The sequence below is a fragment of the Enterococcus sp. C65 genome, assembly GCF_040887165.1.
GTDB lineage: Bacteria > Bacillota > Bacilli > Lactobacillales > Enterococcaceae > Enterococcus_B > Enterococcus_B hirae.
The window spans coordinates 97294-123238 of sequence record NZ_JBFOFG010000002.1 but is presented as its reverse complement, the minus strand read 5'-3'; the positions used below and the strand labels follow the sequence as shown (position 1 = coordinate 123238).

The 25945-nt window shown below is 36.6% G+C and carries 23 protein-coding genes; 2 read left to right on the top strand and 21 right to left on the bottom strand.

Annotation, left to right across the window (positions count from 1 at the left end; translation table 11 throughout):
- Window positions 1-14 precede the first annotated feature (14 nt).
- The 3 genes from recG to AB3I12_RS02680 form a co-directional block, all read right to left on the bottom strand.
- Entirely contained in the window at window positions 15-2051 is a 2037-nt protein-coding gene (recG, locus tag AB3I12_RS02690; RefSeq protein ID WP_034698627.1) for an ATP-dependent DNA helicase RecG, read from the bottom strand.
- Between the two features lie 123 nt (window positions 2052-2174).
- Entirely contained in the window at window positions 2175-3848 is a 1674-nt protein-coding gene (locus AB3I12_RS02685) for a DAK2 domain-containing protein (protein ID WP_010720423.1), read from the bottom strand.
- Between the two features lie 52 nt (window positions 3849-3900).
- Complete coding sequence (locus tag AB3I12_RS02680) at window positions 3901-4263, bottom strand: Asp23/Gls24 family envelope stress response protein (RefSeq protein WP_010720424.1); 363 nt, start codon at window positions 4261-4263, stop codon at window positions 3901-3903.
- Between the two features lie 270 nt (window positions 4264-4533).
- Here AB3I12_RS02680 and rpmB point away from each other — a divergent pair, with 270 nt between their 5' ends.
- Both rpmB and AB3I12_RS02670 read left to right on the top strand, forming a co-directional pair.
- A complete protein-coding gene (rpmB, locus tag AB3I12_RS02675) occupies window positions 4534-4722 on the top strand; it encodes a 50S ribosomal protein L28 (protein WP_010720425.1) in 189 nt (62 codons plus the stop codon).
- Window positions 4723-5082: 360 nt separating this feature from the next.
- Window positions 5083-7707, top strand: a complete 2625-nt coding sequence (locus tag AB3I12_RS02670) for a YfhO family protein (RefSeq protein WP_063626403.1) — start codon at window positions 5083-5085, stop codon at window positions 7705-7707.
- A gap of 484 nt (window positions 7708-8191) precedes the next feature.
- On the opposite strand, the gene AB3I12_RS02665 is transcribed toward AB3I12_RS02670, so the two are convergent.
- The 18 genes from AB3I12_RS02665 to rpmD all read right to left on the bottom strand — a co-directional run bounded on the left by AB3I12_RS02665 (window position 8192) and on the right by rpmD (window position 25943).
- Window positions 8192-10903: a hypothetical protein gene (locus AB3I12_RS02665; RefSeq protein ID WP_231105525.1), complete on the bottom strand. Its 2712-nt coding sequence runs from the start codon at window positions 10901-10903 to the stop codon at window positions 8192-8194.
- 368 nt (window positions 10904-11271) lie between these two features.
- Window positions 11272-11649 (bottom strand): hypothetical protein, encoded by a 378-nt coding sequence (locus tag AB3I12_RS02660; protein ID WP_063626402.1) that lies wholly within the window; start codon window positions 11647-11649, stop codon window positions 11272-11274.
- A 242-nt stretch (window positions 11650-11891) separates the two neighbouring features.
- Window positions 11892-14594 carry a hypothetical protein gene (locus AB3I12_RS02655; protein WP_063626401.1) on the bottom strand — a complete coding sequence of 901 codons (2703 nt, stop codon included), beginning with the start codon at window positions 14592-14594 and terminating at the stop codon, window positions 11892-11894.
- A gap of 361 nt (window positions 14595-14955) precedes the next feature.
- Window positions 14956-16584 carry a hypothetical protein gene (locus AB3I12_RS02650; RefSeq protein ID WP_231105524.1) on the bottom strand — a complete coding sequence of 543 codons (1629 nt, stop codon included), beginning with the start codon at window positions 16582-16584 and terminating at the stop codon, window positions 14956-14958.
- Between the two features lie 381 nt (window positions 16585-16965).
- Window positions 16966-17715, bottom strand: coding sequence for a tRNA pseudouridine(38-40) synthase TruA (gene truA, locus AB3I12_RS02645; RefSeq protein WP_063626400.1), 750 nt, complete (start codon window positions 17713-17715; stop codon window positions 16966-16968).
- Window positions 17716-17730: 15 nt separating this feature from the next.
- Window positions 17731-18528 (bottom strand): energy-coupling factor transporter transmembrane protein EcfT, encoded by a 798-nt coding sequence (locus AB3I12_RS02640; protein ID WP_053766555.1) that lies wholly within the window; start codon window positions 18526-18528, stop codon window positions 17731-17733.
- Window positions 18518-19387 (bottom strand): energy-coupling factor ABC transporter ATP-binding protein, encoded by an 870-nt coding sequence (locus AB3I12_RS02635; protein ID WP_034697740.1) that lies wholly within the window; start codon window positions 19385-19387, stop codon window positions 18518-18520. Before AB3I12_RS02635 ends, AB3I12_RS02640 begins: the two co-directional genes overlap by 11 nt.
- The gene (locus AB3I12_RS02630) at window positions 19363-20202 is read right to left on the bottom strand and encodes an energy-coupling factor ABC transporter ATP-binding protein (protein WP_034697737.1); all 840 of its coding nucleotides are present in this window, start codon (window positions 20200-20202) and stop codon (window positions 19363-19365) included. Before AB3I12_RS02630 ends, AB3I12_RS02635 begins: the two co-directional genes overlap by 25 nt.
- Before the next feature lie 272 nt (window positions 20203-20474).
- Window positions 20475-20855 carry a 50S ribosomal protein L17 gene (rplQ, locus tag AB3I12_RS02625; RefSeq protein ID WP_005880733.1) on the bottom strand — a complete coding sequence of 127 codons (381 nt, stop codon included), beginning with the start codon at window positions 20853-20855 and terminating at the stop codon, window positions 20475-20477.
- A 27-nt stretch (window positions 20856-20882) separates the two neighbouring features.
- The gene (locus AB3I12_RS02620) at window positions 20883-21821 is read right to left on the bottom strand and encodes a DNA-directed RNA polymerase subunit alpha (RefSeq protein WP_005880735.1); all 939 of its coding nucleotides are present in this window, start codon (window positions 21819-21821) and stop codon (window positions 20883-20885) included.
- A gap of 79 nt (window positions 21822-21900) precedes the next feature.
- A complete protein-coding gene (gene rpsK, locus AB3I12_RS02615) occupies window positions 21901-22290 on the bottom strand; it encodes a 30S ribosomal protein S11 (protein WP_002288714.1) in 390 nt (129 codons plus the stop codon).
- Window positions 22291-22317: 27 nt separating this feature from the next.
- Entirely contained in the window at window positions 22318-22683 is a 366-nt protein-coding gene (gene rpsM, locus AB3I12_RS02610) for a 30S ribosomal protein S13 (protein ID WP_002288713.1), read from the bottom strand.
- A gap of 17 nt (window positions 22684-22700) precedes the next feature.
- Entirely contained in the window at window positions 22701-22817 is a 117-nt protein-coding gene (rpmJ, locus tag AB3I12_RS02605; RefSeq protein ID WP_002288710.1) for a 50S ribosomal protein L36, read from the bottom strand.
- 32 nt (window positions 22818-22849) lie between these two features.
- Window positions 22850-23068, bottom strand: coding sequence for a translation initiation factor IF-1 (gene infA, locus AB3I12_RS02600; protein WP_002288695.1), 219 nt, complete (start codon window positions 23066-23068; stop codon window positions 22850-22852).
- A gap of 191 nt (window positions 23069-23259) precedes the next feature.
- Window positions 23260-23907, bottom strand: coding sequence for an adenylate kinase (locus AB3I12_RS02595; protein WP_010720438.1), 648 nt, complete (start codon window positions 23905-23907; stop codon window positions 23260-23262).
- A 59-nt stretch (window positions 23908-23966) separates the two neighbouring features.
- Window positions 23967-25262 carry a preprotein translocase subunit SecY gene (gene secY, locus AB3I12_RS02590; RefSeq protein ID WP_010720439.1) on the bottom strand — a complete coding sequence of 432 codons (1296 nt, stop codon included), beginning with the start codon at window positions 25260-25262 and terminating at the stop codon, window positions 23967-23969.
- Entirely contained in the window at window positions 25262-25702 is a 441-nt protein-coding gene (gene rplO, locus AB3I12_RS02585) for a 50S ribosomal protein L15 (RefSeq protein ID WP_010720440.1), read from the bottom strand. The genes secY and rplO overlap by 1 nt, the downstream gene beginning before the upstream one ends.
- 61 nt (window positions 25703-25763) lie before the next feature.
- Window positions 25764-25943, bottom strand: a complete 180-nt coding sequence (gene rpmD / locus AB3I12_RS02580) for a 50S ribosomal protein L30 (protein ID WP_010720441.1) — start codon at window positions 25941-25943, stop codon at window positions 25764-25766.
- Window positions 25944-25945 lie beyond the last annotated feature (2 nt).

Sequence of the window (25945 nt, the reverse complement as noted above, 5' to 3'; positions counted from 1 at the left end):
TATAGCACAGTCTATTAATCAAAATAACGATTATCTTGATTTTCCAAGTCTAAACTGCGGACCAAATGTTGGTATTCTGGCAATAGTTGCCAATCCTTTAACTGCCATAGCTTTTGTGCCTCATCACGAGCTACCTCTAATATATTACTATCTGTTACAAGATCAGCAATTGCAAATTGCGGTAAGCCTGATTGGCGAAAACCAAATACTTCTCCTGGTCCACGCAACTCTAAATCTTTCTCACTTAGAATAAAGCCATTGTTCGTTTCTGTCATTATTTTCATTCGCTCAATCCCTAATTCATTTTTAGGATTAGCTACCAATACACAATAAGAAGCATCACTACCACGTCCAACACGTCCACGTAATTGATGTAACTGTGCTAATCCAAAACGATCAGCATCCATGATCAACATGACTGTAGCATTCGGAACATTTACACCCACTTCGATGACCGTCGTTGAAACCAAGATTTGCATCTTGTTTTCTTTAAATGTTTCCATAATTGCTTCTTTTTCCTGGTTCTTCATTTTACCATGTAACAATCCGACTTCATACTGAGGCGCAAAAAGCGCACTTAATTTTTCATAAATTTCAACAGCGTTTTTAACGTCTAATGCTTCTGACTCTTCAATCAACGGGCAAATGACATACATTTGATGTCCTTTCGCCAGTTCCTTCCATGTCCAATCTAACACACTATTTAATTGTGGCGTACGAACCCATCTCGTCTCTATTGGAATCCGGCCAGCTGGAAGTTCGTCAATTACCGAAACATCCATTTCTCCGTATGCAGTAATCGCTAAAGTCCGAGGAATTGGTGTGGCTGTCATAAATAAAACATCTGGACGCCAGCCTTTTTCACGGAGTACTTTTCGCTGATTCACACCAAAACGATGTTGTTCATCCGTAATAACTAAACCTAAGTGTTGAAATTCGACTCCTTCTTGAATCAACGCATGGGTACCGACAACGATATCGATTTCTCCTTGTTCCAGCAATTCGAGTAGTTCTCTTCGTTCTTTGGCTTTCGTCGAACCCGTTAACAGAGCAAGTTTAACTTCTTGCGCATCAAATAATTGAAGAAGGCTTTCCATGTGTTGTTGTGCCAAAATTTCAGTTGGTACCATCAATGCGCCTTGAAACCCTGCAGTGACCGCCGCATATAAGGCAATTGCTGCAACAATCGTCTTTCCGCTACCTACATCACCTTGCAATAGGCGTTGCATATGTTGCGGACTTCTTAAGTCACGACAAATTTCATTCGTGACTCTTTTTTGGGCATCCGTCAATTCAAAAGGTAGTTTTTGAATAAATTGTTTCAAGCGCTGGATGTCATATAAAATTTCAATGCCATTTGTTTCTGCTTTTTCCGATTTTTTAAGCCCTTGAAGTCGCATTTGAAATAAAAAGAATTCTTCAAAGACAATTCTTCGTTTTGCTTGATGGTTTTCTTCATGATTTTTCGGAAAATGCATGCTCTTAACAGCTGTTGGCCGATCCAACAGTCGATATTTCTCAACTAATCCATTGGGAAGATTCTCTTCGATCAAATCACCATACTCTTCGAACCCTCTTCGAATCAAATCGACTAAAGTTGTTTGACGGATTGATTTATTGACATGATAGATTGGAGAAAAATCATCCACCGCTTGAGAACCCAAAATTTTCATACCATTTAATGACTTCCGTTTCGCATCCCATTTTCCATAGACAGCAATTTCTTCGGATAAGATCACTTTATCTTTCAAATATGGTTGATTGAAAAAAGAAACATTGAAAACAGCATGATCCTGCATCATACGAAATTGGAGTCGATTCTTTTTGTATCCAAAGCGACTCATTACTGGTGGTGAAACAACCAGGCCTTTTAAAGTCACTTTTTCTTGATCAAGTATTTCATTTAAATTTCTTTCTTGAATGTCTTCATAGCGAAAAGGATAATAGGTCAATAGGTCTTCGATGGTTTGGATTCCCAGACTAGCAAGACTATCCGCCCTTTTTGCTCCCACACCGGCTAACATCGTCACTGGATCATTTAAAGACCTCATATTTCACCCTCCTTTACCGTATGTTTCACCATCAATCCATTCCTTAGAAATAGGGCTGCACCAACAACCTGGTACAGCCCCCGTTCTTTTACCGTTCGTTCAGGCGAAAAGGATTGTCCTTTTCTATTCTGCAGAGAATAAATACGGATAAACCGGTTGATCGCCTTGATGAATTTCAATTTCTAAATCTGGATGTTGTTCAACTAATTTAGCTGATAATTCTTCTGCTTGATGAACCGAACCACCTTCACCTGCTAAAATCGTCACAATTTCTGTTTCTTCAGTGATCATTTTTTCTAAGGTAGCGAATGAAGTTGCCATCATGTCAGAATCTGAGATAACGATTTTCCCATCAATCATCCCTAAGAAATCGCCCTCAGTAATTTTCACACCATCAATGGTTGTGTCACGAATCGCATGAGTAATCTGCCCACTAACGACACTTGCAAGCATTTCTGTCATAGTCGCTTTGTTTTCTTCCAACGATACTTGATCATTAAATGAAAGCATCGCAGTTAATCCTTGTGAGATCGTTTTTGATGGTACGACCGCTACTGGGATATCTGCTACTTCAGCCGCTTGATCCGCAGCCATGAAGATATTTTTATTGTTTGGTAATACGATGACTTTATCCGCATTGACTTCCTTGATCGCTTTAACGATATCTTCCGTACTTGGGTTCATCGTTTGTCCACCACTAATGACGTAGTTTGCTCCTAAACTTTCAAATAACTCTTGCACTCCTTTACCGGCTGCAATCGCTACGATCCCATAAGGTGTACGAGCTGCTTTTTGTGGCTTCGCTTGCTCATCGTGTTCTAAAATCGTTTCATGCTGTAAACGCATGTTGTCGACTTTGATTTTTACTAATGAACCAAATTTTTGTCCATAATTTAATACTTCACCTGGATTTTCGGTATGCACGTGGACCTTAATGATCTCATCATCATTAACAACCAATAATGAATCACCGATTCCATCTAAGTAATTACGAAATTCTTCATAGTCAAATTGGCTATCGACGGTTGGCCCTTCACCGATTTTTACCATGATTTCTGTACAGTAACCATAATGGATATCTTCTGTTGCTAATTGACCTTGGACACTGCGATGATGCTCAGCATTGACCATTTCATCCATTTCAGCTGGTGATGGTTCATAGACTTCTGTCATTTTGAACTCACCATTCAAGGCACTTAAGAAGCCTTCATATACAAATAGCAAACCTTGACCGCCACTATCGACGACACCGACTTCTTTTAACACTGGTAACAAATCAGGTGTTTTCGCTAAGGCACGTTTCCCACCTTTTACCACAGCCGTCATCACTTCAACAACGTCGTCACTTGTTTTAGCTTTCTTTTCTCCTGCTTTTGCAGCTTCACGGGCTACTGTCAAAATGGTTCCTTCAACAGGCTTCATGACTGCTTTATAAGCTGTCTCAACGCCATGCGTAAAAGCCGCAGCTAAATCTGCAGCGTTTAACACTGTCACGTCAGGTATTTGCTTTGAAAAGCCTCGGAATAATTGAGACAAAATAACTCCTGAATTTCCTCTGGCTCCCATTAGTAGGCCTTTTGATAACATTGCTGCTAACTCGCCTACTTTTTCAGAAGTAGAATCAGCAACTGCTTTAGCTCCACTTGTCATAGATAAATTCATATTGGTACCTGTATCTCCATCAGGAACTGGGAATACATTTAACGAATTGACATATTCTGCATTTACTTGCAGACGATTCGCGCCCGCCTGAACCATTTCCTGGAATTGGCTTGCACTGATTTCTGTTACACTCACCTAGATAATCCTCCTTCAGATCGACTGCTGAATCATTCAGCAAGCCTTCTGCCTAGTCTGGCAGTACACGAACACCTTGGACGAAAACATTAACAGAATTGGCTGTTACACCTAGTAATGTCTCCAAGTTGTATTTTACTTTTTCTTGGACATTGCGAGAAACTTCTGAAATTTTTGTACCATAACTAATGATCGTATAAACATCTACTGCGATACCATTAGCTTCTTGGCGAACAACTACTCCTCGAGAATAATTTTCTTTTCGTAGAATTTCAGTAATATTATCTTTTATTTGGTTCTTGCTGGCCATTCCTACAACACCGAACACATCTGTTGCGGCGCCACCAACAACTGTTGCAATCACATCATTGGTAATTTCAATGGTTCCAGCTGACGTTTGAATTTTTACAGCCATGAATGAGCCTCCTTAACGGGCAAAATACTCCCATTTTTCTTCTATCATATTTTATCATAGCGTCACCCGAAATAAAAGGCAGTTACCCTAAAGTACTCAAAAACCGCTGAAAATTTTAAAATTAGTCCTGTATAATTTACAATTATTCCCATGGATTGTCAATTCTTGCTATGAAAAGACACTTGCATATTACCCCTTCATATGATATGTTATTCTGGTATGAGCTGAATTATTCTATCGCTCCAAATCGAGGTAAAGGGGGAAAATTACATGGCAAAAGTTTGTTACTTTACTGGTCGCAAGACAAAAAGTGGAAACAATCGTTCTCATGCGATGAACTCAACAAAACGTACTGTTAAACCTAACTTACAAAAAGTTCGCGTTATGATCGACGGAAAACCTAAAAAAGTTTGGGTGTCAACTCGTGCTTTGAAGTCAGGAAAAGTTGCACGCGTTTAATTGAATGAAGTTTGAACCGTTCGGTGCGTGAACGGTTTTTATTTTTATTATAATGCCTTACTTTTCATAAAAGAAGTTAGTTGAAAAGCCTACAAATGATCTTGATGAACGATCATTTGTAGGCTTTTTAGGTTTTGCCAAGTCCTTAATATTAAACATGTATTCTTTTAAAAACTGGTATTTTATTATTTATAAAATCAGTTTATATAAGTTTTTTTGCCTTTTATTTTCAAAATAAACGTTATTTATTATTGTTTTTTTATTTTTTTGGAAATGCCAAGTCTTTTCATGTAGTTAAAAATATGAATATGATAAACTAGAGATAACTTCATATTTCATAGAAATTTGGTGAATGAATCAATGAAAACAAAAATCAAACTTTTTTTTAAAGAAAATGGTCGTTATGCTTTTGCTAGTTTTCTGATCCCTTTTTTGATACTTGCGTTAGTTTACTTAAGTATCGGAATTTATCCAGGAAGTAGCCGAAGCATTCTTGCAAGTGATGCATTTTCTCAATTTTCAAATTTCCATGCAAGCTTTCGGAACATGTTATTAGGAAAGCAAAGTATTTTTTATACTTGGAACGCCTCATTAGGTCTGAATTATTTATCTTTAATTTCATATTACTTAGGCGGATTATTTACTCCGCTTGTTCTTTTGTTTCCTAATAATATGATGCCTGATGCTTTATATTTTCTCACTCTGCTTAAAGTTGGGTTTGCTGGATTATCTTTTTGGTTCCTTGCGCGGACGTATAAAATTCCACGTTGGGGACAAGTGGCTTTAAGTGTTAGCTATGCTTCGATCTCTTTCATTACCGCTCATTCTGAGATCATTATGTGGTTGGATGCGTTTATTTATCTTCCACTTATTATTTTGGGTATCCATCGGGTCATGGATTATAAACGACCAACATTATTATTTGTTAGTTACTTATTGCTCTTTTTATCCAGTTTTTATATGGGCTTTATGATCGGTATTTTTTCTTTTCTTTATTTTATGGCAAGGCTGTTTACAAAATGGTCACTCTACAAAAAATCGATTGTACCTTATGGGATTACTTCCTTATTAGCTGGTGGAGCATCAATGATCATTATTCTTCCAGCAGTCTTGGATCTCCGATCAAATGGCGAAACATTAACACAGATCACTACACTAAAAACCGAAGCTACCTCATATTTGGATATCATCATGAAAAACATGATCGGTGTCTATGACACAACCAAATATGGCTCCATTCCTTTTATTTATGCTGGTTTGTTTCCATTAGTTTTATGTCTATTTTATTTTGCTAGTCGAAAAATCAACTTAAAGAACAAACTTTTGTATGGTAGTTTATTTGCTTTATTGATTGCTAGTTTCTATCTTGTACCACTCAACCTCTTTTGGCATGGTATGCATGCGCCAAATATGTTTTTGTTCCGCTATTCCTATTTGTTTTCTTTTCTCGTCCTTTTGTTAGCGGCCAAAGGATGGGAACGAATAACTAAAGAGGATCAAGGCTTACTCCTAAGTATCATCATCATTTTAGCAGCAGTTTTTGCTATCGCATGGGGCCTTAAGCCTAATAATAGTTACTCTTATATTACAACGACATCGTTTGTCTTAACGATTGTTTTCTTGAGTCTTTACGCATTAACAATTGGCTTTTTCCAGCAACCAAAACAGCCCGTTAAATACCTTAGCTTATTGTTACTGTTACTGATGACAGGAGAAGCAAGTGTCAATACGAATAGTATGATTCATGGGATATTAGACGATTGGAATTATGCTTCACGAAGCTTATATACTGATCCTGCTCCTAGCATCAAGTCACTTGTTGATCAGACAAAAAAAGAATCGGATACTTTTTATCGATTAGAAAATCTTGATCCGATTTCTCCTAATGATTCCATTAACTATGGCTATAGTGGTATCAGTTTGTTTTCTTCTATTAGAAACAGGAACTCTTCTGCTTATCTAGATTCGTTAGGCTTTCGTTCAAGAGGAACAAATCTTAATATCCGCTACGCAAACAATACGTTATTGATGGATGGGTTTACAGGAATAAAATATAATATTGCTAAAAACGACAGCAGCTTTAGCAAATATGGCTTTGTGAAAGAAAGTCAGAGCGGTGACTATACACTCTATAAAAATTTAAATGCTTTACCGCTAGCTTTTACAGCACCATTAGATATTAATCACGTGGAACAACCATTAACTGACAATCTCACGAGCCAAACCAATTTGATCAATCGTCTGGCTGATTTAAATGAGCGGTATTTTACTTTCTACACACCAACTTTGAAAAGCCAACAAAACGTCACAGTAAACAAGACGTCTACCGGGGTGACTTATTCTGAAACTGCGAATAACCAGCCCAAAACGCTTACTTGGGAAGTGCGTGTACCAGCAAACACACAAGCTTATCTCAGTTTGTTCCCTACTAACTATGCCCAATTAGAAAGCTCTACCGCCACGATTACTGTCAACGGTGTGTCACGAAAGACTCAGATCAGTATTTCTGGACAATATTATGATCTAGGATATTATCCTCAAGACACAACAGTTACTTTCTCCGCTAGTTTTTATGGCACAAAAGAGGTTAGCTTTATGGAACCTAAAGTTCTTGGACTTGATGTTGTTGCTTATCAAGCAGCAATGAATCAAATCAAAGAAAATGGTGTTGCTATGAAAACGACCGGCCGAACAGCCACTGGTACTGTCAACACATCCGAAGAAAGAATGCTAGTCACAACGATCCCTTATGATGCTGGTTGGTCCGCAAAAATCGATGGAAAGGCAGTCAAAGTCGAAAACTTCAAAGATGCCTTTGTAATGATCAAACTACCTGCAGGCAAACATACCGTCACTTTTAGTTACTTACCTCAAGGTTTTATCATCGGATCGATTTTGTTCGTTCTTTGTATCGGACTTTTTATCCTATATGTGTGGTATCAAAAAAAAGAGCCCAAAGTAAATAAGCGATATAAACATAGTTAATGATCCAATCAGCGCCATCATTTCTAAAATTGAAATGATGGCGCTGATTTTTACGTTGATGACTCTTATAGTTCTGATTACTTATCTACTACCGTATTCAGTAATTTCATTATGTTCTGTTATCTTCCTTACAGGACTTGTGGAGCCTGCAATCCTTGATGTTGATTGCAGACTCGAACTTGATTCACGCCTGTTCTCCAAAAGCTCTCCTAAGCGTTGAACATCACCCTGTTGATTAGATGAACTGCCCTTATTTAAATTCGCACCTCCGGAAAGAGAGGGTGAATTGTCAAGGATCCAATCGCTTATTTTTATTATTTCAACCTACAAACATGTTCCGTTATGGCAAAACCTACCAAATAAAAAAGACAGAAAGAAACTTTTCTTCTTTCTATCCCAATTATTCTATCTCTCATAACCAACATCAATTTCCGATCATTTCTTAACGGAGTTAAAAAGTTAAATGTTCAGATTTATTGATTACTTATCTGTCGTACCCAACGGCGTCCTTAGGATTATTTAGCCGGCTTACAAGATTTCGAGATGCTGTAGGTCTTTCAGACTGCGAATCTATTTTGACCTCCTGTGTGCCATAGTTTCCTAAAATTACTCTAAGTTCTTTTTGCTGACCATTACTCAATCTACCGTTATCTACCTTTCTGTTATACACTTCTCCGTTATTAAACTTGCCATTATTCCCCACTTCATTACTTAATTGTCTAGCGATTCTTTGATATATTGGGTTGTTTTGCAAGTCATCGATATTATTCAAATATGTAGGTCTAAACAAAGGCATGCCACCTGTTTTTTTGGTTTGAGAGGTATGTTGATCTAAACTGCCTGTTTTTCCTTCTATCTTGCTGACTATTATAGGATTTATCACTTCTAAATTTAAATTTGTTTCTTCTGGAGTTGCATCATCTTTTTTATCCAATAAACTACTTCTGCTTGATTGTCCTTCTCCCACAGATAATCGTGGTTCCTGTAAGTGTTGACTTTCGGTTAACTCATCCGTTTCAAATACATTGTTTATTTTTGAAATAAGGGTGTTTATCTCCCTATTCGCTTTCTTCCAGTATTTTTTTTTATCATCCTGTTTTATGCTCTCGTAGCTCTCAGCAACAAATTTTAATTCTGACTTTGTTTCTTCAACATTTCCATTATACGTTTTTAATTTTTCTACTGCTTTTTTTTGAAACATATAATGTAATTTTTGTGGATCTTCCCCTACTCTTCGAGCATATTTTTCACAAAACTCTTGGAGATCAATACCAACAAATTCGTTTATATCTCGCAATACACGATGATGAAGAGAAGTGTCCTCTATTTGAGCTGTTAATTCAGCTAATCCCACTTCCATTTGCTTTTTCAGCCGAGGATCTGTTTGTTCACTTGATTGTTTATCAAGTGTATTCTTCAGATTTTTCAAATCAGTTAATTCTTGTTCCAATTCTTGCTCATTTTTTGTAAGATATTCTTGATCTTGTTCATTTAATGTGTATTCATTTTCCTTACTGAGAATCATCTTACTATCTATGTTATGTATACCTGCTTTTTTTAACGTATTGCTTGTGCTGAGATCGTAATAATTATAGCTTTTTGTTGCGACTGAATTTTCCGCTTTTGTCATTAGGCTAAAAACATTTCGTTTCACCCCTTTTTTCATTGCAATTTGGTAACGAACTTCTAGTAAATCTCGTAAATTTTCTTTAAAGCTTGGAGTGTCTCCATACCCGTTTCGATACGCCGTAATAATCTCATCATATAATTTCTTTTTTGTTTTCCTCAAATCTTTTATTCCTAATTCTACATACTCACTTCGTTCTTTTGAAATTTCAGGAACAGCATTTTCTAATGTAGTCTTTTTGATCTCTTCAATCTCTTTTTCAAATAGCTTATAGATAGGACTATTATTTTCTAAGTCATTTTTGTACTTATAGGCGTTAGCTTCTATCAAGCCATTATGTTTAAGTACCCGGAATATTTGGGAACAGAGTTCGTTTATCTTCTTCTTCGATTCATTCCAGTTTATTTCACTATCCTCTTTTTTTAATTCTTGATATTTTTTATCAATAGATTGCCTTTCACTTAAGCTAGACCCCGACGTTTTTAAATGATCTGCCAGTGTCAATTGAAACGACCGATAGAGTCGTTGCGGATTTTCCCCTATTCTTGGAGCATATTTTTCACAAAACTCGCGCAGGTCAATACTAGAAACACGATCCACGTTTCTTACGACATAAAGATGAAGACGGACATCACGTAGTTGTCCTATAGTCCATTTAATACGCTCATTCAAACCAGGGACTTCTTGCTTTCTTGATTTTTTAATCAACGAAGCAAGTGATTTATTGTACTTCTCTTCTAGTTGCTTTAGTTCCTTCTTATTTTTAGTATGAATGTCAAAGTCAAATGTTTTATGATTATAGCTTCTATGAGTTAAACGTTCTTTGCTATTTGTTATAAGTATATTTTTACTATCTATATCGTGTATCCTTGCTTTTTGTAAAGTTTTGCTTCGACTTAGATCGTAATAGTCATAGCTATGTCGATCATTTAGGTATTGTAATTTTTTATTCAATTCAGGTTGAAGTTTGTTATGCAAAAGCTTAACTAAACTCCTTGCTTTTTCTAAATCTTTTGTTTTTAACTTCTTTATTTGCTTATAGAGCTCACCAATTTCTTTTAGATCTTTTTTTGATGGTTTATCTAAATAATCTACTGATTGTTTTGGAGGGTCTGAGATTCCATTAGAAAGAGCAACTATTTTTTTTTTGTATGTTTGATTCAATGGTTGCCCTTCTACGCTTCGATCATCAAACAAATGATCTTTATGATACAAAGCGTGAACATCAATACCGAATTGTTTTTTAAGCTGATTTCTAGCAAGAATTTGGTATCGTATGTTTAACAAGTTACGTAATTTTTCTTTCGATTGATTGGTATCCAAATCCCCTTCTTCATAAGCTGGGATGATTTCTTTGTACAAATCTTCTTTCTCGTGTTTCAACTCTTTCATTGTTAGCTTACTATAGTCAACGATCATGGCTTGGTTTTCGTTAGGCTCAGCATTCTCCCTTGGGTCTGCAGCTTGTTCAAACTCATCCTCAGAATCCGAACTATCGTCAAAACTTTGATAGTCAGTAATACGGTTAAAGCTTGATGTTCCTAGATATGTATCTTCTTCAGTTACCATAAAATAACTCTCCTTTCGTTAATAAACCTACTAAGTCCTTCACATTATATACTCAAAACAAGTGGTTCCTAGTCCATTTTTTTCTTTATTTTTAAAATTTAAGTTCTGTATAGTAACAGAGGATTCAGTAAACTGATTGATCTATTTTAGAATTTACCCGTAGTACGCAAGCTTACCTGAGTCTTCCAATTAGGAACCCCAATAATAAAATAACATAAATTATACATCCCGGCTGAATGCTTCTGTCACTCTTGATGCTTTATTTATCTATTAGTTAAAAAGAACGATCATTTCTGGTTACAGGTTTCGATCGACTATTAGAAAAACTATTTGTTGATGGTAAATTATACCGAAGGACCTTCTGATGATTACTGGTTTTTTTGATAAAATTCAGTCATTTTATTTATGTAAATTTGATTTAAAGGTTGTATTGATTCTAAAGTTTGCTCCAAACTTGATTCTATAGCTGGCATAGTAAATAATGACTCTTTTAGATAAAAAATGGAAATATCTATACCAATACTTTGTTCAAATTCTTTTTTTATTGCAAGTTGATATCTTATTTCCAACAAATCAGATAGATTTTCTTTAAATGTTTCGGTATTTACCTCCCCTTTTTTAGATAACGCAATAATAGTTTTATACAATTCTTTTTTTGTTTGTTGCAATTGTTTTATTGTCATTTGATGATACTTAGATCGTATTACCTGCTCTTTAGGGATACCATCGTTCTTTTTATTTTCCATGGTGCTTACCTTGTCCTATTGATTGCTTATTTTCTATAAATTTTTTCTCCCTTCGCTCTTTCAGTCCCTATGTCATAGGTAAATTATAATGTTGTGGTGTCTTTTTTTGTCCCTTACTTTTTTGTCTATTTATTCATAAAACTACCGACCCCCAGAAGTTAGTTTTTGAGCTAATCTTTAGGGATCGGTACAAAAATGGTTTTAGATTCTTTAACTGTTTGTTTTACATTTTATAATTTAAATTAGACACTAGTCTCTCTTAATAAATCATTACTAGGCTTTCTTTTAGACGGATCAAGTTGTTGATTTTGCGCATCCTGCTGTACTTTACTTTGTGCTACATTTATTATATTTAATAATCGTCCTTGGTCATTTTCTGGATTCATTCCCTTATTTTTATTCACTTGAGCGTAAAGGGGTTCTATTTTTTTCACAGGATCTGGTAAATACTCACGGCAATCTTTAATTCCTAAGTTCTTTAATGTAGGACACTCATTAATAGGGGTATTAATGTGATAAAATGGTTGTTCGATTAGCGTGTATTGATTAAGTAGCTTATCTATTTCTGGTAGTAGCTTTATGAACTCTTCATTCGCCCTTTTATATGATCCCTCTTTATCCAATCGTTTTATATAATTGACCTTATTAATAATCCAAGCTCTATCTTGAGCATAATCAACCTTTTTGGATTCTAAATAGTTCTTCGCTATTCTAGCCTTATATAGATCCATATTAAAAAATTCATTCAACTTCCCAACTGATAACGGGTCAGCACTCCTTGTCACATCCTGAAATCTTTTGCTAACATCCTGTGTAAAATCATCCACCAGATTAGGACTTTTATCTTTTAATTGCGTTGCTGCTGTCTCCTGCCATGCATGAATGATTTTTTGGGGATCAACGTTGTTTCGCTCAGCAAATTTGTGACAAAATTTCTCATAGTCCATCCCAAGCATGTGTTCGATCGTTTTTCTAGTCTCAAGTTGATGATGGATGTCACGTAAGTTGCTTAGATTAGTGATGAATTCTTTTTCATGCACATCCTTATTTAGTGAAGTTTTAGCATTTTTAAAAAGCTTATAAAATTTGGTAACTTGTTTATTGAAAACCAATTCAAGTTCCTTTAACTCTTTTTTGCTTTGTTTAACGTACTGCAAGTTTTTAGTATCAGGTGACGGATAATTAAACTTTAATCGATTCGAAGCATCCAATATCTTCTCAACATTTCCCCATTTATGAAGACCGGCCTTTTTCAACGTTTTACTTTTACTCAAATCGTAATAATCATAGGTCGATAGGTTATTAGGTATATTTTTGTTCAATACTTCTACTATAAGTGGATAAATCTGTGCAGCTGATTCTCTTCCAGACAATGTTTGATTGGTATTAAATTGATGTTTCATTTTCTGATATAATTTAGCTCTTTTTTTCTTATTCTCATCTTTAGTATTGTCAGTTGTTACTTGTGGTATATTAGTTTTCGTTTGGTTTATAAAATTACTGATTGCATCATCATATTTGTTTATCATGTCTGGATTGTCTCTACCTAAAAATTTAGGATTATTTAAAATTTTTGTGAAATCAAAACCAACCTTTTGAATCAGTTCTTTTTTTATGGCGATTTTATAGCGAATATCTAGTAATCTCTCTACTTTTTCAGAAAATTCTTTTGTACCTACTTTATGTTCTTTAGATAACTGAATGATCTCTTTATATAGTTTTTGCTTTTCATTTCTTAAAGAGTTCATGGATTGCCAAAGTTCCGGTTTCGGCCCTTGATCCCGGTTATTATCTACGACTTCATAATCATTATTAATATCCGCAACTTCATCATAGATGCTAAAAGATATTGAAGACGTGGTAGAAGCATTACTTGGACGAGGAGTTGGCTCTAAACTTACTTCCTCAGGATTCCCGTTCTCCCCATAAATGTCTACTTCATCATATTCAACTGGTTCGCCATACACATGAGCAGCAACAGCACTTGAACGAGGAGTTAGCTCCTCAGGATTCCCGTTCTCCCCATAAATGTCTACTTCATCATATTCAACTGGTTCTTCATACCCATTATCATCAACAGCACTTGAACGAGGAGTTAGCTCCTCAGGATTTTCGTTCTCCCCATAAATGCCTACTTCACCATATTCAACTGGTTCTTCATACCCATTATCATCAACAGCATGATTTCCGTTTTGTCCTTGACTCGTAAGTTGGGAACTATGTATTGTGTTGTCCTCTGAACTGTTTTTTAGACTCTCTTGTTGTTTCTTTTGGAATTCTTTAAATTTCATTTTAACCACTTCTGCTAAACTAACCGAAGAGTTTTGGCTATTAGCACCAACACTTAAATCTTGCCTTCGAATTTGTTTTAAACCAAGTTGTTCCCTTACTTGATGTATCATGTGATATGTATTTAAAAAATTCTTTCTCTGAAATAATAGAGATTCTATTACTGCAGTGTTAGTCATTCCATCAGGAGCAATACCCTCGTCTTTTTTTAATAGGTTCAAATTGTTCTTAGCAGCTTCCCAACCTTCTTCAATTGAACTAATTAGCTGTTCTCTTTCATGCGGTCTAGCTTTCTTCAGTGATTCCACTCCATCACTAATACTTTTGTTATATGCTAGTATATCTTGTAAAATACCATCTGAATCTTGCTTTTTTTCGCTTACAGCACGTGTAAATAAACGTGCGCTTTTACTTGCTACTAGCCTTTCATCTGCCTTTAGTTTAGTTTTTATAGTATTCGGTATCATTTCAGTTAAGTTCATCACTGCTACTTCTAGTTTTTCTTTGGTTAATTGCTTATTGTCTTTCGATAACGTTTTCTTTGTTTCTTCACTTATTTTTTTATGAAATGTTTCGCTATCATAAAATCCTAGATTGTTAGCTATCGCTATAAGGTCTCCATGTATAGTCTTCAATGTTTCCTGATTATTTTCCATTAAAAAATCTCCCTCCGTTAAGTTAGTCCATATTGTATACTAAAATCCAATCATTCCTTTACCTATTTTTTCTTTTTTTTAAAATTTATGTTTCGCTTAGTAAAAATGTTCGACATTCGTACACATCGTCTAACTTAATATCTAGTCATTATTTTTCATATCTACTCTTCCAATATTTAGCTGAGTACTGAACTCGATTCGCATATTCATAAAACAAAATCATGAATTGAAGCATTCTATCCTACAAAAATGGCTCACCTTGAGTAGCTATGGTACGTTCTCAAATAATTAAACAACAGGTGTACTCACTAGCCGTATAAAATCCATCTGACTTCTTTATTTAAGGGTTGATTATCAGCTATTACCTAGATAAAGATTGTCCATTTGTCACAGTATTTTGGGAAATTCTATTTTTTTCTAACTCTGCACCTTGTTTTGCTCTATCACAAGCTTCGTTTATAGAACTCTTTGTTTCAAAAAACTTAGTTAACGCTTTGACATTTGTTTTTGGTACCAGTTGATTGGTTTTATTGTTATGTTTTTCTTGATCAACTTCTAGTTTCGAAGAAGTGTTTTCCGTAAGATCTGTTCTTGTTGGCTCAGGTTGCTCTAGCTTCTCCTTACTCGGTAATGTCAAAGGGATGTTTTCTGTAAATTCTTTTTTTGCTGGCTCGGGTTGTTCTGGCTTCTCTCCGCTCAATAGTTTCGAAGGATTATCGTCTGCCGAGTTTTCTACTGTTTGTTCTACTGATATTTTCTGTGCCGTTAGTTTATTTAACATTAACTGGTTTAATACAATATCAAAGTTTGATCGTTGCAGTTTTTGATCACCTTGTAGTTTTGAAGAAGTGTTTTCCGTAAGATCTGTTCTTGTTGGCATGGGTTGTTTTGGTTTCTCCTCATTCGTTAATGCCGGAGGAGTGTTTTCCGTAAAATCTTTTTTTGCTGGCTCGGGTTGTTTTGGTTTCTCTTCGCTCAATAGTTTCGAAGGAATGTTTTCCGTAAGATCTGTTCTTGTTGACTCGGGTTGTCCTGACTTCTCCTCACTCGGTAATATCAAAGAGGTGTTTTCTGTAAATTCTTTTTTTGCAGACTCTGCTGTTCTTTCTTGTGCTACTGGATTATTTAACTTTATTTGGTTTAATACATCAACGAATTTTCTTCTATGCTCTCCTTGATCAGAAGGTTTAGTTTTTGACGATTCCTTTGTTATTGGCACTGGTATTACTGTTGTCTGATGTATGGGCAGGTTCTTTAGGAATATGTTACCCATAGCGTTTTTAAAAATTTCTTTCTCAGTTGCTGTCATAGCCATAAACGATTTTGAACCGGTTGTTTCTCCCAATATGCTAGTTGGATTTTCCATCTGCGCACTCGATAGTATGGATGGATTATTGTTTGCCGAATTTTTTGCTGGGGCTGTTGTTACTATTTTTGGCTGTATGGATGGGTTTTGTTGGAATATATTACCCATAGCATTTTTAAAATTTTCTTTCTCAGCTGCTGTCATAGCCATAAACGATTTTGAACCGGTTGTTTCTCCTAATATGCTAGTTGGATTTTCCATCTGCGCACTCGATGGTATTGATGGATTATTGTTTGCCGAATTTTTTGCTGGATCTGGTGTTACTATTTTTGGCTGTATGGTTAGGTTTTGTTGGAATATATTACCCATAGCGTTTTTAAAAATTTTTTTCTCAGCTGCTGTCATAGCCATAAACGATTTTGAACCGGTTGTTTCTCCCAATATGCTAGTTGAATTTTCCATCTTCGCACTCGATAGTACTGATGGATTATTGTTTGCCGAATTTTTTGCTGGGGCTGTTGTTACTATTTTTGGCTGTATGGATGGGTTTTGTTGGAATATATTACCCATAGCATTTTTAAAATTTTCTTTCTCATCTAGTCTCGTCTCAATAAAGGGTTTTTCCTCATGTACTTCTCCCAGTATGCTGATTAAAGTATTCTGATCTAATTTTTCATTGCTCATGTCATTTATTCTCCTTTCGCTCATTAGGTTCTATTATAAAGAAAAGAATCCTCTCTTTAGCAACAACTTTTTCTTTTTTATATACTTTATGTTATTTCGATTGTTATTTTAAATAATAGTTATTTTATATTTCTATAAAATTGATCATTTAGCTACTTATATGCTAGTAATATCTTGTTACTGTTATTATTTTTTGGAGAGTTAAAACTCATAAAAAATAAAAAAACGTTCCGTTTAGAGAAATATTTTTTCTCTAAACGAAACGTGTGAATAAAAGGTCTTTATGGATTCATAAAAAGAGCTATTTTCTCTTAACCATTTAACCCTCTCGTCCTTTTTTGAAGTTTATTACCTCCAATAGGATCTATTTGGAACTTTTCTTTATTGATCATACACCACTTCATACAGATATAACCCTTCTGGATGAGCTGTGGGTCCTGCAGCATTTCGATCTTTTTTCGCAATGATTTCGGGTATACTATCCTCTGAGAGTCGCCCGTTCCCAATCTTCAGCAACGTACCGACAAGGATCCGAATCATCTTGTACAAGAAACCATTCCCACGAAAAGTAAATAACAACTCATCCCCGGCCTCATTGACTTCCATCTTTGCTTCATAGATCGTTCTTACTTTGTCCTCGATTGAACTTCCAGAAGCACAAAAAGAAGTGAAATCATGGGTACCTATTAAGTCAGGCAATGCTCGTTGAATTTTCGATAAATCAAGTGGATAGGGGAAATAACTTGCGTAATGCCGACGAAACGGACTGCGTGGTTTTCCAATATCGACCCGAAACTGGTAAGTTTTTTCTTTTACTAAATAGCGCGCGTGAAAATCATCTGAAACGATCTCAACGGCTTTAACTGCGATATCTTCTGGCGATTGCGTATCTAATGCAAAACGCATACGTTCTAAAGGTCGTTCTTCAGGATAATCAAAATGGATCACTTGCCCCATCGCATGGACCCCTGCATCAGTACGGCCAGAACCAAAGACAGTGATCTCTTTTCCATTGGCCATTTTCTTTAGCGTTTTTTCCATTTCCTCTTGGACAGTACGACCATTTGGTTGCTTCTGAAAACCATTAAAATGGGTACCATCATAGGCAATAATTGCTTTATAACGTGTCATACTTTCACCTACTCATCAACTTCTTAAAAAGACTAATGCAATGGTCATCAAGACAAAAACAACAAGGACCATCGTATCTCGTTGATGCCAATGCAGTATGCGGTACTTTGTTCTTCCTTCACCACCTTGGTATCCTCTTGCTTCCATGGCAGTCGCTAAATCTTCTGCCCGGTTAAAACTGCTAACAAACAAAGGAATCAGCAAAGGAATAACTGCTTTCATTTTTTGGACTAGACTTCCTTCACCAAAATCAACCCCACGAGCTCGTTGTGCATTCATGATTTTCTCTGTTTCATCCATCAACGTTGGTACGAATCGTAGAGCAATCGAAAGCATCAACGAAATTTCATGCACCGGAAAGCGAACTGCTTTTAATGGGCGAAGTAAATACTCAATCGCATCAGATAATTCCAAAGGTGGAGTCGTTAATGTTAATAAGGTAGACATAAAAATGATTAGTACAAATCGGCAAAAAATAAACAGCCCATTCATTACACCGAACTCCGTAATATTGAAGATTCCCCAACTCCAGTAGGTAGCACCACCGCTAGTAAATAATACTTGGAGTGCCACTGTAAATAAAATCAACCAGATCAAAGGACGGATGCCTCGGATGAAAAATTTGAAATCTACCTTTGAGAGAAAGACAGCAAGTAAAGTGAAAACAGCTAATAACGTATAAGTCTGCCAATTATTTGCTAAAAAAATAATTCCAATAAAGTAGAAACTTGCTAATAACTTTGCACGAGGGTCTAATCGATGGATCAAGGAATCTCCAGGCATGTATCGACCAAAAATTAATTTATTCATCATCAGGTTGTCCCCCTACTAATGCTACGAGCTGATCTGCTAATTCATCTGCAGTGATTGGAAGTTCGGAAAAAAGCGCTGTTCGACTATTCAGCTTTTCCGCAAATTCTGTCGCAGTCGGAACACCTAATTGCTTTTCTTTGAGCCAAGATAGATTTTGAAAAACTGCATGAGGTTGACCGCTATTTACAATCCTACCTTTTTCTAAGACATAAACATAATCAGCGTAATTTGCCACATCATCCATTAAATGAGTGACCAATACGATCGTGATTTTTTGTTCTTTGTGCAGTCGCCAGAACATATCCATCATTTCTTTTCGACCTTGAGGATCAAGTCCGGCCGTTGGTTCGTCTAATACTAGTACTTCCGGCTTCATAGCAAGTACACCTGCAATCGCTACTCGACGCATTTGTCCTCCAGATAATTCAAAAGGAGAACGCTCTAAGTAAGTTTCATCTAAACCAACTTGTGCTAATGTTTCTTTAGCTAAGTCTCGTGCATCTTCCTCACTGACACCAAAGTTCTTTGGTCCAAAAGCAATGTCTTTTGCTACCGTTTCTTCAAATAATTGGGCTTCAGGAAACTGAAAAACAATGCCCACTTTTTTACGAATGGGTTTTAAGTTTTTATTATTCGTATCGGGCTTGATTTGTCGATCGCCAATATGTACGATCCCACTGGTAGGTTTAATCAACGCATTCAAATGTTGCAGTAAGGTTGATTTCCCACTTCCAGTATGCCCGACTAAGGCTGTGTAGCTATTTTCTTTAATCATTAAATCAATATCAAATAATGCACGTTGTTCGAATGGTGTGTTTGGTTGATAGGTGAAATCTACTTTTTCAAAACGGATGTCCATAACCATTCCACCATCCTTTCTTCTGTCATATATTCACTAGGAACATCAATTCCTCGTTGCTTCAAGGCGCTTTTCAATTTTTCAGGAAAAGGAAGATCTAACCCTAAATTGATCAATTCTGGACCAGCAGAAAAGATTTGTTCTGGTGTGCCTTCATTGACTAATTCTCCTTGTTTCATCACTAATATCCGATTGGCATTTGCTGCCTCATCGATATCATGAGTGATAGATATGACGGTCAAATTACTTTCATCTTTGATTTTTTTAATCGTGGAAATCACTTCTTCACGACCTTCTGGATCAAGCATACTAGTAGCTTCATCTAAGATAATAATATCTGGACGTAGAGCTACGACTCCAGCAATGGCTACTCGTTGTTTTTGTCCACCAGAAAGTCTTGCTGGTTCACGTTTGGCAAAATCGATCATACGTACCTTTTCTAGCGCATCTTGTACACGGATCACCATTTCTTCTCTAGGTATACCTTGGTTCTCAAGACCAAAAGCAACATCATCTTCAACAGTAGATCCAACAAATTGGTTGTCTGGATTTTGGAAAACCATTCCAACCATTCGACGGATCGACCAGATATTTTCTTCATTAAGTGTTTGATTGCCAACTTTCACAATACCAGACTCTGGTAGAAGCAACCCATTGATTGTTTTTGCAAGTGTTGATTTCCCTGATCCATTATGTCCGATGATTGCGATCCACTCACCTTGCTTGATGGTAAATGAAATGTCTTTTAATGCTGGACGAGGGTCATCAGGTTGATATTTGTAATTAATCTTTCCTAATTCAATTATTGGCTCCATAATTACTCCTTCTCCATCCTAAGTTCCTACTAACACTATCAAAAAACACCTGATTTTTCAATTGTTTCCGTTTTAATTAAAGTGTTTTTTTACACCTTCAATTAGATGTCTTGACAGGTAATTGAAGGTACAAAAAAACACTTTATGATGAGTGCATACTCCCCAAACCAATAGATTTGGGGAGTAGCGCTGAGCTAGACTCGGAAGAGTTAACTTCCAACATCATAACACTCTAAAAGAATCATCTATAAAGTGATGTTATTAGTGTGATTTTAGACAAGTTCTAAGACAACCATTGGTGCACCATCACCGCGTCTTGGTTCTGTCTTCAAGATACGAGTGTAGCCACCTTGACGTTCAGCATAACGAGGTGCGATATCATTAAATAGTTTTTGTAAAGCTGATTCAATGACGATGTCCTCATTTTCTTCACGTACGCTAGCAACTTCATTACGTACAAAAGCCGCAGCTTGACGACGTGCATGTAAGTCTCCACGTTTGCCTAAAGTGATCATTTTTTCTGTAGTTGAGCGAACTTCTTTCGCACGAGCTTCAGTAGTCACAATACGTTCGTTAATTAATAAGTCAGTTGTTAAATCACGCAACATCGCTTTACGTTGGCTAGATGTGCGTCCTAGTTTACGATAACTCACGTTGGTTTCCCTCCTTCGTAAAAGGTTTTAATCTTCCTTACGTAAACCTAAACCTAAGTCGTGTAATTTAGCTTTCACTTCTTCTAATGATTTACGTCCTAAGTTACGGACTTTGATCATTTCTGGCTCAGATTTATTTGTAAGTTCTTGTACAGTATTGATTCCTGCACGTTTCAAACAATTATAAGAGCGAACAGACAAGTCTAATTCTTCAATTGTCATTTCTAACATTTTTTCTTTTTGTGTTTCTTCTTTTTCGACCATGATTTCAGCATTTTTAGCTTCATCAGTTAGGTTTACAAAGATGTCTAAATGTTCTGTCATGATTTTTGCAGATAAACTCATTGCTTCCAACGGTTCGATTGAACCATCTGTCCAAATCTCCATCGTCAATTTATCAAAATCTTCACGGTGTCCAACACGAGTGTTTTCTACTTGGTAGTTCACACGACGAACTGGCGTGTAGATTGAATCGACTGGAAGTACACCAATTGGCATATCTTCTTTTTTGTTTTCATCTGCTTGAACATAACCACGTCCTGGCTTCACTGTTAAGCGAGCGTGGAACGTAGCTCCTTCAGAGACGCTACAGATGTACATATCTTTGTTAAGAATTTCTACCTCACTATCAACGATAATATCGCCAGCAGTTACTGTAGCAGGTCCGGTAATATCGATTTCAAGGGTTTTTTCTTCTTGACCATACATTTTAAGTGCTAAGCCTTTAATGTTCAAGATGATTTGAGTGACGTCTTCTCTTACCCCTTTAATGGTAGAGAATTCATGCAGTACACCATCGATTTGAATATTAGTGATGGCAGCACCTGGCAAAGAAGATAATAAAATACGACGTAGGGAATTCCCTAAAGTAGTCCCATATCCTCTTTCAAGAGGTTCAACGATGAACTTGCCATAATCTTTTTCTTCATCAATTTTTGCGATTCTTGGTTTTTCGAACTCAATCATTCTTATCTTTACCCCTTTCAAAACGAAAAGTGTCTTGTTCAATGACGTTACTAATAGAACTCAAAATGAGCGGCACTCATTAAACACGACGGCGTTTTGGAGGGCGGGCACCATTATGAGGAACTGGAGTCACGTCACGAATTGCAGTCACTTCTAAACCTGTAGCTTGTAATGAACGAATTGCTGCTTCACGTCCAGAACCAGGTCCTTTAACTGTTACTTCAACAGTTTTTAATCCGTGTTCCATTGCTGCTTTTGTAGCTGTTTCTGCTGCCATTTGAGCGGCAAAAGGAGTTGATTTTTTGCTTCCTTTGAAGCCTAATGAACCAGCTGATGACCACGCTAATGCATTCCCGTGAGTATCAGTGATCATGATGATAGTGTTGTTGAATGTAGAATGGATATGTGCAATACCTGCTTCTATATTCTTTTTCACACGGCGTTTACGATTCACTTTTTTTGCTGCCATGAAGTTCTAACCTCCTTCACTTAAGAATTATTTTTTCTTGCCAGCGATAGCGCGAGCTGGACCTTTACGAGTACGTGCATTGTTTTTCGTGTTTTGTCCACGAACAGGCAATCCACGACGATGACGGATTCCACGGTATGAACCGATTTCCATCAAACGTTTGATGTTTAAGTTCACTTCACGACGAAGGTCACCTTCAACTTTTAATTTATCTACTTCTGCACGGATAGCATCTGTTTGTTCATTCGTTAATTCACGAACACGAACATCTTCAGATACACCAGCATCAGCTAAGATTTTTTTAGCAGTAGTGTTACCAATACCATAGATATAAGTAAGAGAAACTACTACACGTTTATCACGAGGAATATCTACTCCTGCAATACGAGCCATATTTATTGCACCTCCAATTATCCTTGACGTTGTTTATGTTTTGGATTTGCTGGGCAAATCACCATAACGCGTCCTTTACGACGAATTACTTTACAATGTTCGCACATTGGTTTTACTGATGGTCTTACTTTCATGATAATACCTCCTGTAGTTTTACGGAGTACAATTATTTAAAGCGATAAGTAATACGGCCACGGTTTAAATCATACGGAGACAATTCAACCGTCACTTTGTCACCAGGTAAGATACGGATGTAATGCATACGGATTTTACCTGAAACAGTAGCAAGAACTTGGTGTCCGTTTTCTAGTTCAACTTTAAACATTGCATTCGGCAAAGTTTCGACGACTGTACCTTCGACTTCAATCATATCTTCTTTTGCCACGCACAGTACCTCCTTGTACTTGTTTCGCATTTTCACACGATAAAATGGCGGAAACTGCAGTTCCCACCTCAAAATTCTCAAAATGGATCATCTAGAGGATTTCTCTAGAAGTCGGACTGACATATTCTATCATAATTTATTGAACTTGACAAGAGTAACTGCTTAATGCAAGTCGGCTACGGGCAATCGTGCTATTTTTCAATAATTTTTTGGACATCAGTAAATACAGCATCGATTTCACGATCACCATCGATAGTGTTTAGCAAACCTTGTTCTTTGTAATAGGCCAAGATTGGTTCACTATTTTTGATGTTGATAGCCAGACGATTTTTAACCGTCTCAGGTTTATCATCTTCTCTTTGATAGAATTCATGCCCACCACAACGATCACATGTATCTTCAACTTTTGTAGGGTTAAAAATTTTATGATAAGTTGCTCCACAATTGCTGCAAATGAATCGGCCAGCTAAACGCTCAACCAATACATCTTCACCAACATGGATATCGATGACTGCATCAATTTTTTTGTCTAAGTCTTTTAACATTGCATCTAGCGCTTCTGCTTGCTCAAGTGTACGGGGAAAACCATCTAATAAGAAGCCTTTTTCCGTATCAGGTTCAGCTAAGCGCTCTTTCACGATTCCATTTGTTACTTCATCAGGAACTAATTCACCTTTATCAATATAAGACTTTGCTTCCAAGCCAAGAGCTGTTTCATTTTGCATTGCTGCACGGAACATGTCTCCTGTTGAGATGTGAGGAATATGATAAGCATCAATGATTTTTTCTGCTTGTGTTCCTTTACCTGCGCCTGGTAGCCCCATTAAAATGAGGTTCATTGTTTTCCCTCCTAATAAATGTGAGAACGTGTGTTGAGGAAAAACCTCAACACGCTTTCTTACTCGATAAATCCAACGTACTTACGTTTCAGCATTAAGCCTTCTAACTGTTTCGCAGTTTCTAAAGCTACACCGATGACGATCAGTAAGCTAGTACCACCTAACCCAATGGACTGAGGCAGATTCCAAATCATTTGAGCAATGATCGGTAATAAAGCCACTAAACCAAGGAAAATCGCACCGACTGTACTTAAACGCATCAATAAGCTTGAGACATACTCTTCAGTTCCTTTACCAGGACGTACGCTTGGTATATAGCTTCCTTGTTTTTGTAAGTTTTCCGCTAATTTCTCAGGGTTTACTTGAACAAAAGCATAGAAGAATGTGAATGCGACGATCAAGATCGTATAAATAGTTGCACCAGGTGCAGTATTATAGTTAAAGATCTGCATCATTATTTTATACCAGTTTTCAGCCCCAAATCTTCCACTCAATGCTTGTAAAACCGCATTAGGTGTCGCAATAAACGAACTTGCAAAGATAACCGGGATAACCCCAGCCGCATTGACTTTCAACGGTAGATAACTACTTGTTGGCGCCCCTGCTACACGTTTCGTATATTGAATTGGGATTTTGCGTTCAGCTTGTTGGAAAAATGTAACGCACGTTACGATCAATAAGATTGCAACGATTAAAATAGCAATGAAAATTGCAGATTTCCAGATATCTGATTGATTGATATTTACGAAATAGTCTTCATAAATTTCTTTTACACTTTCAGGAAGTCGAGAAATGATCCCTGCAAAGATGATCATTGATACTCCGTTACCGATTCCTTTTTCTGTGATTTGTTCTCCTAACCAAGTGACAAACATTGTACCTGCAGTCAAAATCAGACCGATAGTAACATAGGTTGAAACGTTAGGGTTATTCACAAAACCTAGTTGAGCATATTGGTTAAATCCAGCAGTGATCCCAACAGATTGGACAAATGCCAATACTAATGTCAGGTATCGAGTTGCTTGATTCAACTTCTTACGACCAACCTCCCCTTGTTTTGACCATTCAACAAAACGTGGCACGATATCCATTTGTAACAATTGGATAACGATCGAAGCTGTAATGTAAGGCGAAACCCCCATTGAGAAGATGGAGAAGTTTTGCATCGCACTACCACTCACCAAGTTCAACATGTTGAAAAAAGGTAAAGAAGAAAGGTTTTGCAATGAACTAGCATTTACTCCGGGCACAGTGATATGTGCACCTAAGCGAAATACAAATAGAACAAAAACAGTAAATAGGATTTTGGATCTAATGTCTTTTACTTTAAAAGCATCTTTTAACAGTTTGAACATTAGATCACCTCAATTGACCCACCAGCAGCAACGATTGCTTCTTCAGCTGCCTTAGAGAATTTTGCGGCTTTCACAGTCAATTTCTTAGTTAACTCACCGTTAGCTAATACTTTGATTCCAGATTTTTCGTTTTTCACGATTCCAGCTTCTACTAAAGCAACTGGAGTTACTTCAGCACCATCTTCAAAACGATTTAGGACATCAAGATTGATGACTGCATAATCTTTGCGGTTCACGTTTGTGAAACCACGTTTTGGTAAACGACGGAATAATGGAGTTTGACCCCCTTCAAATCCTAGACGTACACCACCGCCTGAACGAGCTTTTTGACCTTTTTGACCACGTCCAGCAGTTTTTCCGTTACCAGAAGAAGTACCACGTCCAACACGGTTACGTACTTGTCGTGAACCTTCTGCAGGTTTTAATTCATGAAGTTTCATAGGTTTGGCACCTCCTTAATATTCTAGTTCATATTTCTTACTATATACTAGGTTTGTTTAATTAGATTTCTTCAACGTCCACCAAGTGAGAAACAGTGTTGATCATGCCTTTGATTGCTTCATTAGCAGGTTTAACCACTGAGCTGTTAATCTTTGTAAGACCTAACGCTTTTACTGTATCACGTTGGTTTTGAGGACGTCCGATAATACTGCGTTTTAAAGTAACTTTTAATTCAGCCATTA

Bases quoted from the DNA above. Each gene is read 5' to 3' on its own strand.
- recG (WP_034698627.1), bottom strand. From the start codon at position 2,051: ATGAGGTCTTTAAATGATCCAGTGACGATGTTAGCCGGTGTGGGAGCA.
- AB3I12_RS02680 (WP_010720424.1), bottom strand. From the start codon at position 4,263: ATGGCTGTAAAAATTCAAACGTCAGCTGGAACCATTGAAATTACCAAT.
- rpmB (WP_010720425.1), top strand. From the start codon at position 4,534: ATGGCAAAAGTTTGTTACTTTACTGGTCGCAAGACAAAAAGTGGAAAC.
- AB3I12_RS02670 (WP_063626403.1), top strand. From the start codon at position 5,083: ATGAAAACAAAAATCAAACTTTTTTTTAAAGAAAATGGTCGTTATGCT.
- AB3I12_RS02665 (WP_231105525.1), bottom strand. From the start codon at position 10,903: ATGGTAACTGAAGAAGATACATATCTAGGAACATCAAGCTTTAACCGT.
- AB3I12_RS02660 (WP_063626402.1), bottom strand. From the start codon at position 11,649: ATGGAAAATAAAAAGAACGATGGTATCCCTAAAGAGCAGGTAATACGA.
- AB3I12_RS02655 (WP_063626401.1), bottom strand. From the start codon at position 14,594: ATGGAAAATAATCAGGAAACATTGAAGACTATACATGGAGACCTTATA.
- AB3I12_RS02650 (WP_231105524.1), bottom strand. From the start codon at position 16,584: ATGAGCAATGAAAAATTAGATCAGAATACTTTAATCAGCATACTGGGA.
- truA (WP_063626400.1), bottom strand. From the start codon at position 17,715: ATGACACGTTATAAAGCAATTATTGCCTATGATGGTACCCATTTTAAT.
- AB3I12_RS02640 (WP_053766555.1), bottom strand. From the start codon at position 18,528: ATGATGAATAAATTAATTTTTGGTCGATACATGCCTGGAGATTCCTTG.
- AB3I12_RS02635 (WP_034697740.1), bottom strand. From the start codon at position 19,387: ATGGACATCCGTTTTGAAAAAGTAGATTTCACCTATCAACCAAACACA.
- AB3I12_RS02630 (WP_034697737.1), bottom strand. From the start codon at position 20,202: ATGGAGCCAATAATTGAATTAGGAAAGATTAATTACAAATATCAACCT.
- AB3I12_RS02620 (WP_005880735.1), bottom strand. From the start codon at position 21,821: ATGATTGAGTTCGAAAAACCAAGAATCGCAAAAATTGATGAAGAAAAA.
- rpsK (WP_002288714.1), bottom strand. From the start codon at position 22,290: ATGGCAGCAAAAAAAGTGAATCGTAAACGCCGTGTGAAAAAGAATATA.
- rpsM (WP_002288713.1), bottom strand. From the start codon at position 22,683: ATGGCTCGTATTGCAGGAGTAGATATTCCTCGTGATAAACGTGTAGTA.
- rpmJ (WP_002288710.1), bottom strand. From the start codon at position 22,817: ATGAAAGTAAGACCATCAGTAAAACCAATGTGCGAACATTGTAAAGTA.
- AB3I12_RS02595 (WP_010720438.1), bottom strand. From the start codon at position 23,907: ATGAACCTCATTTTAATGGGGCTACCAGGCGCAGGTAAAGGAACACAA.
- secY (WP_010720439.1), bottom strand. From the start codon at position 25,262: ATGTTCAAACTGTTAAAAGATGCTTTTAAAGTAAAAGACATTAGATCC.
- rplO (WP_010720440.1), bottom strand. From the start codon at position 25,702: ATGAAACTTCATGAATTAAAACCTGCAGAAGGTTCACGACAAGTACGT.
- rpmD (WP_010720441.1), bottom strand. From the start codon at position 25,943: ATGGCTGAATTAAAAGTTACTTTAAAACGCAGTATTATCGGACGTCCT.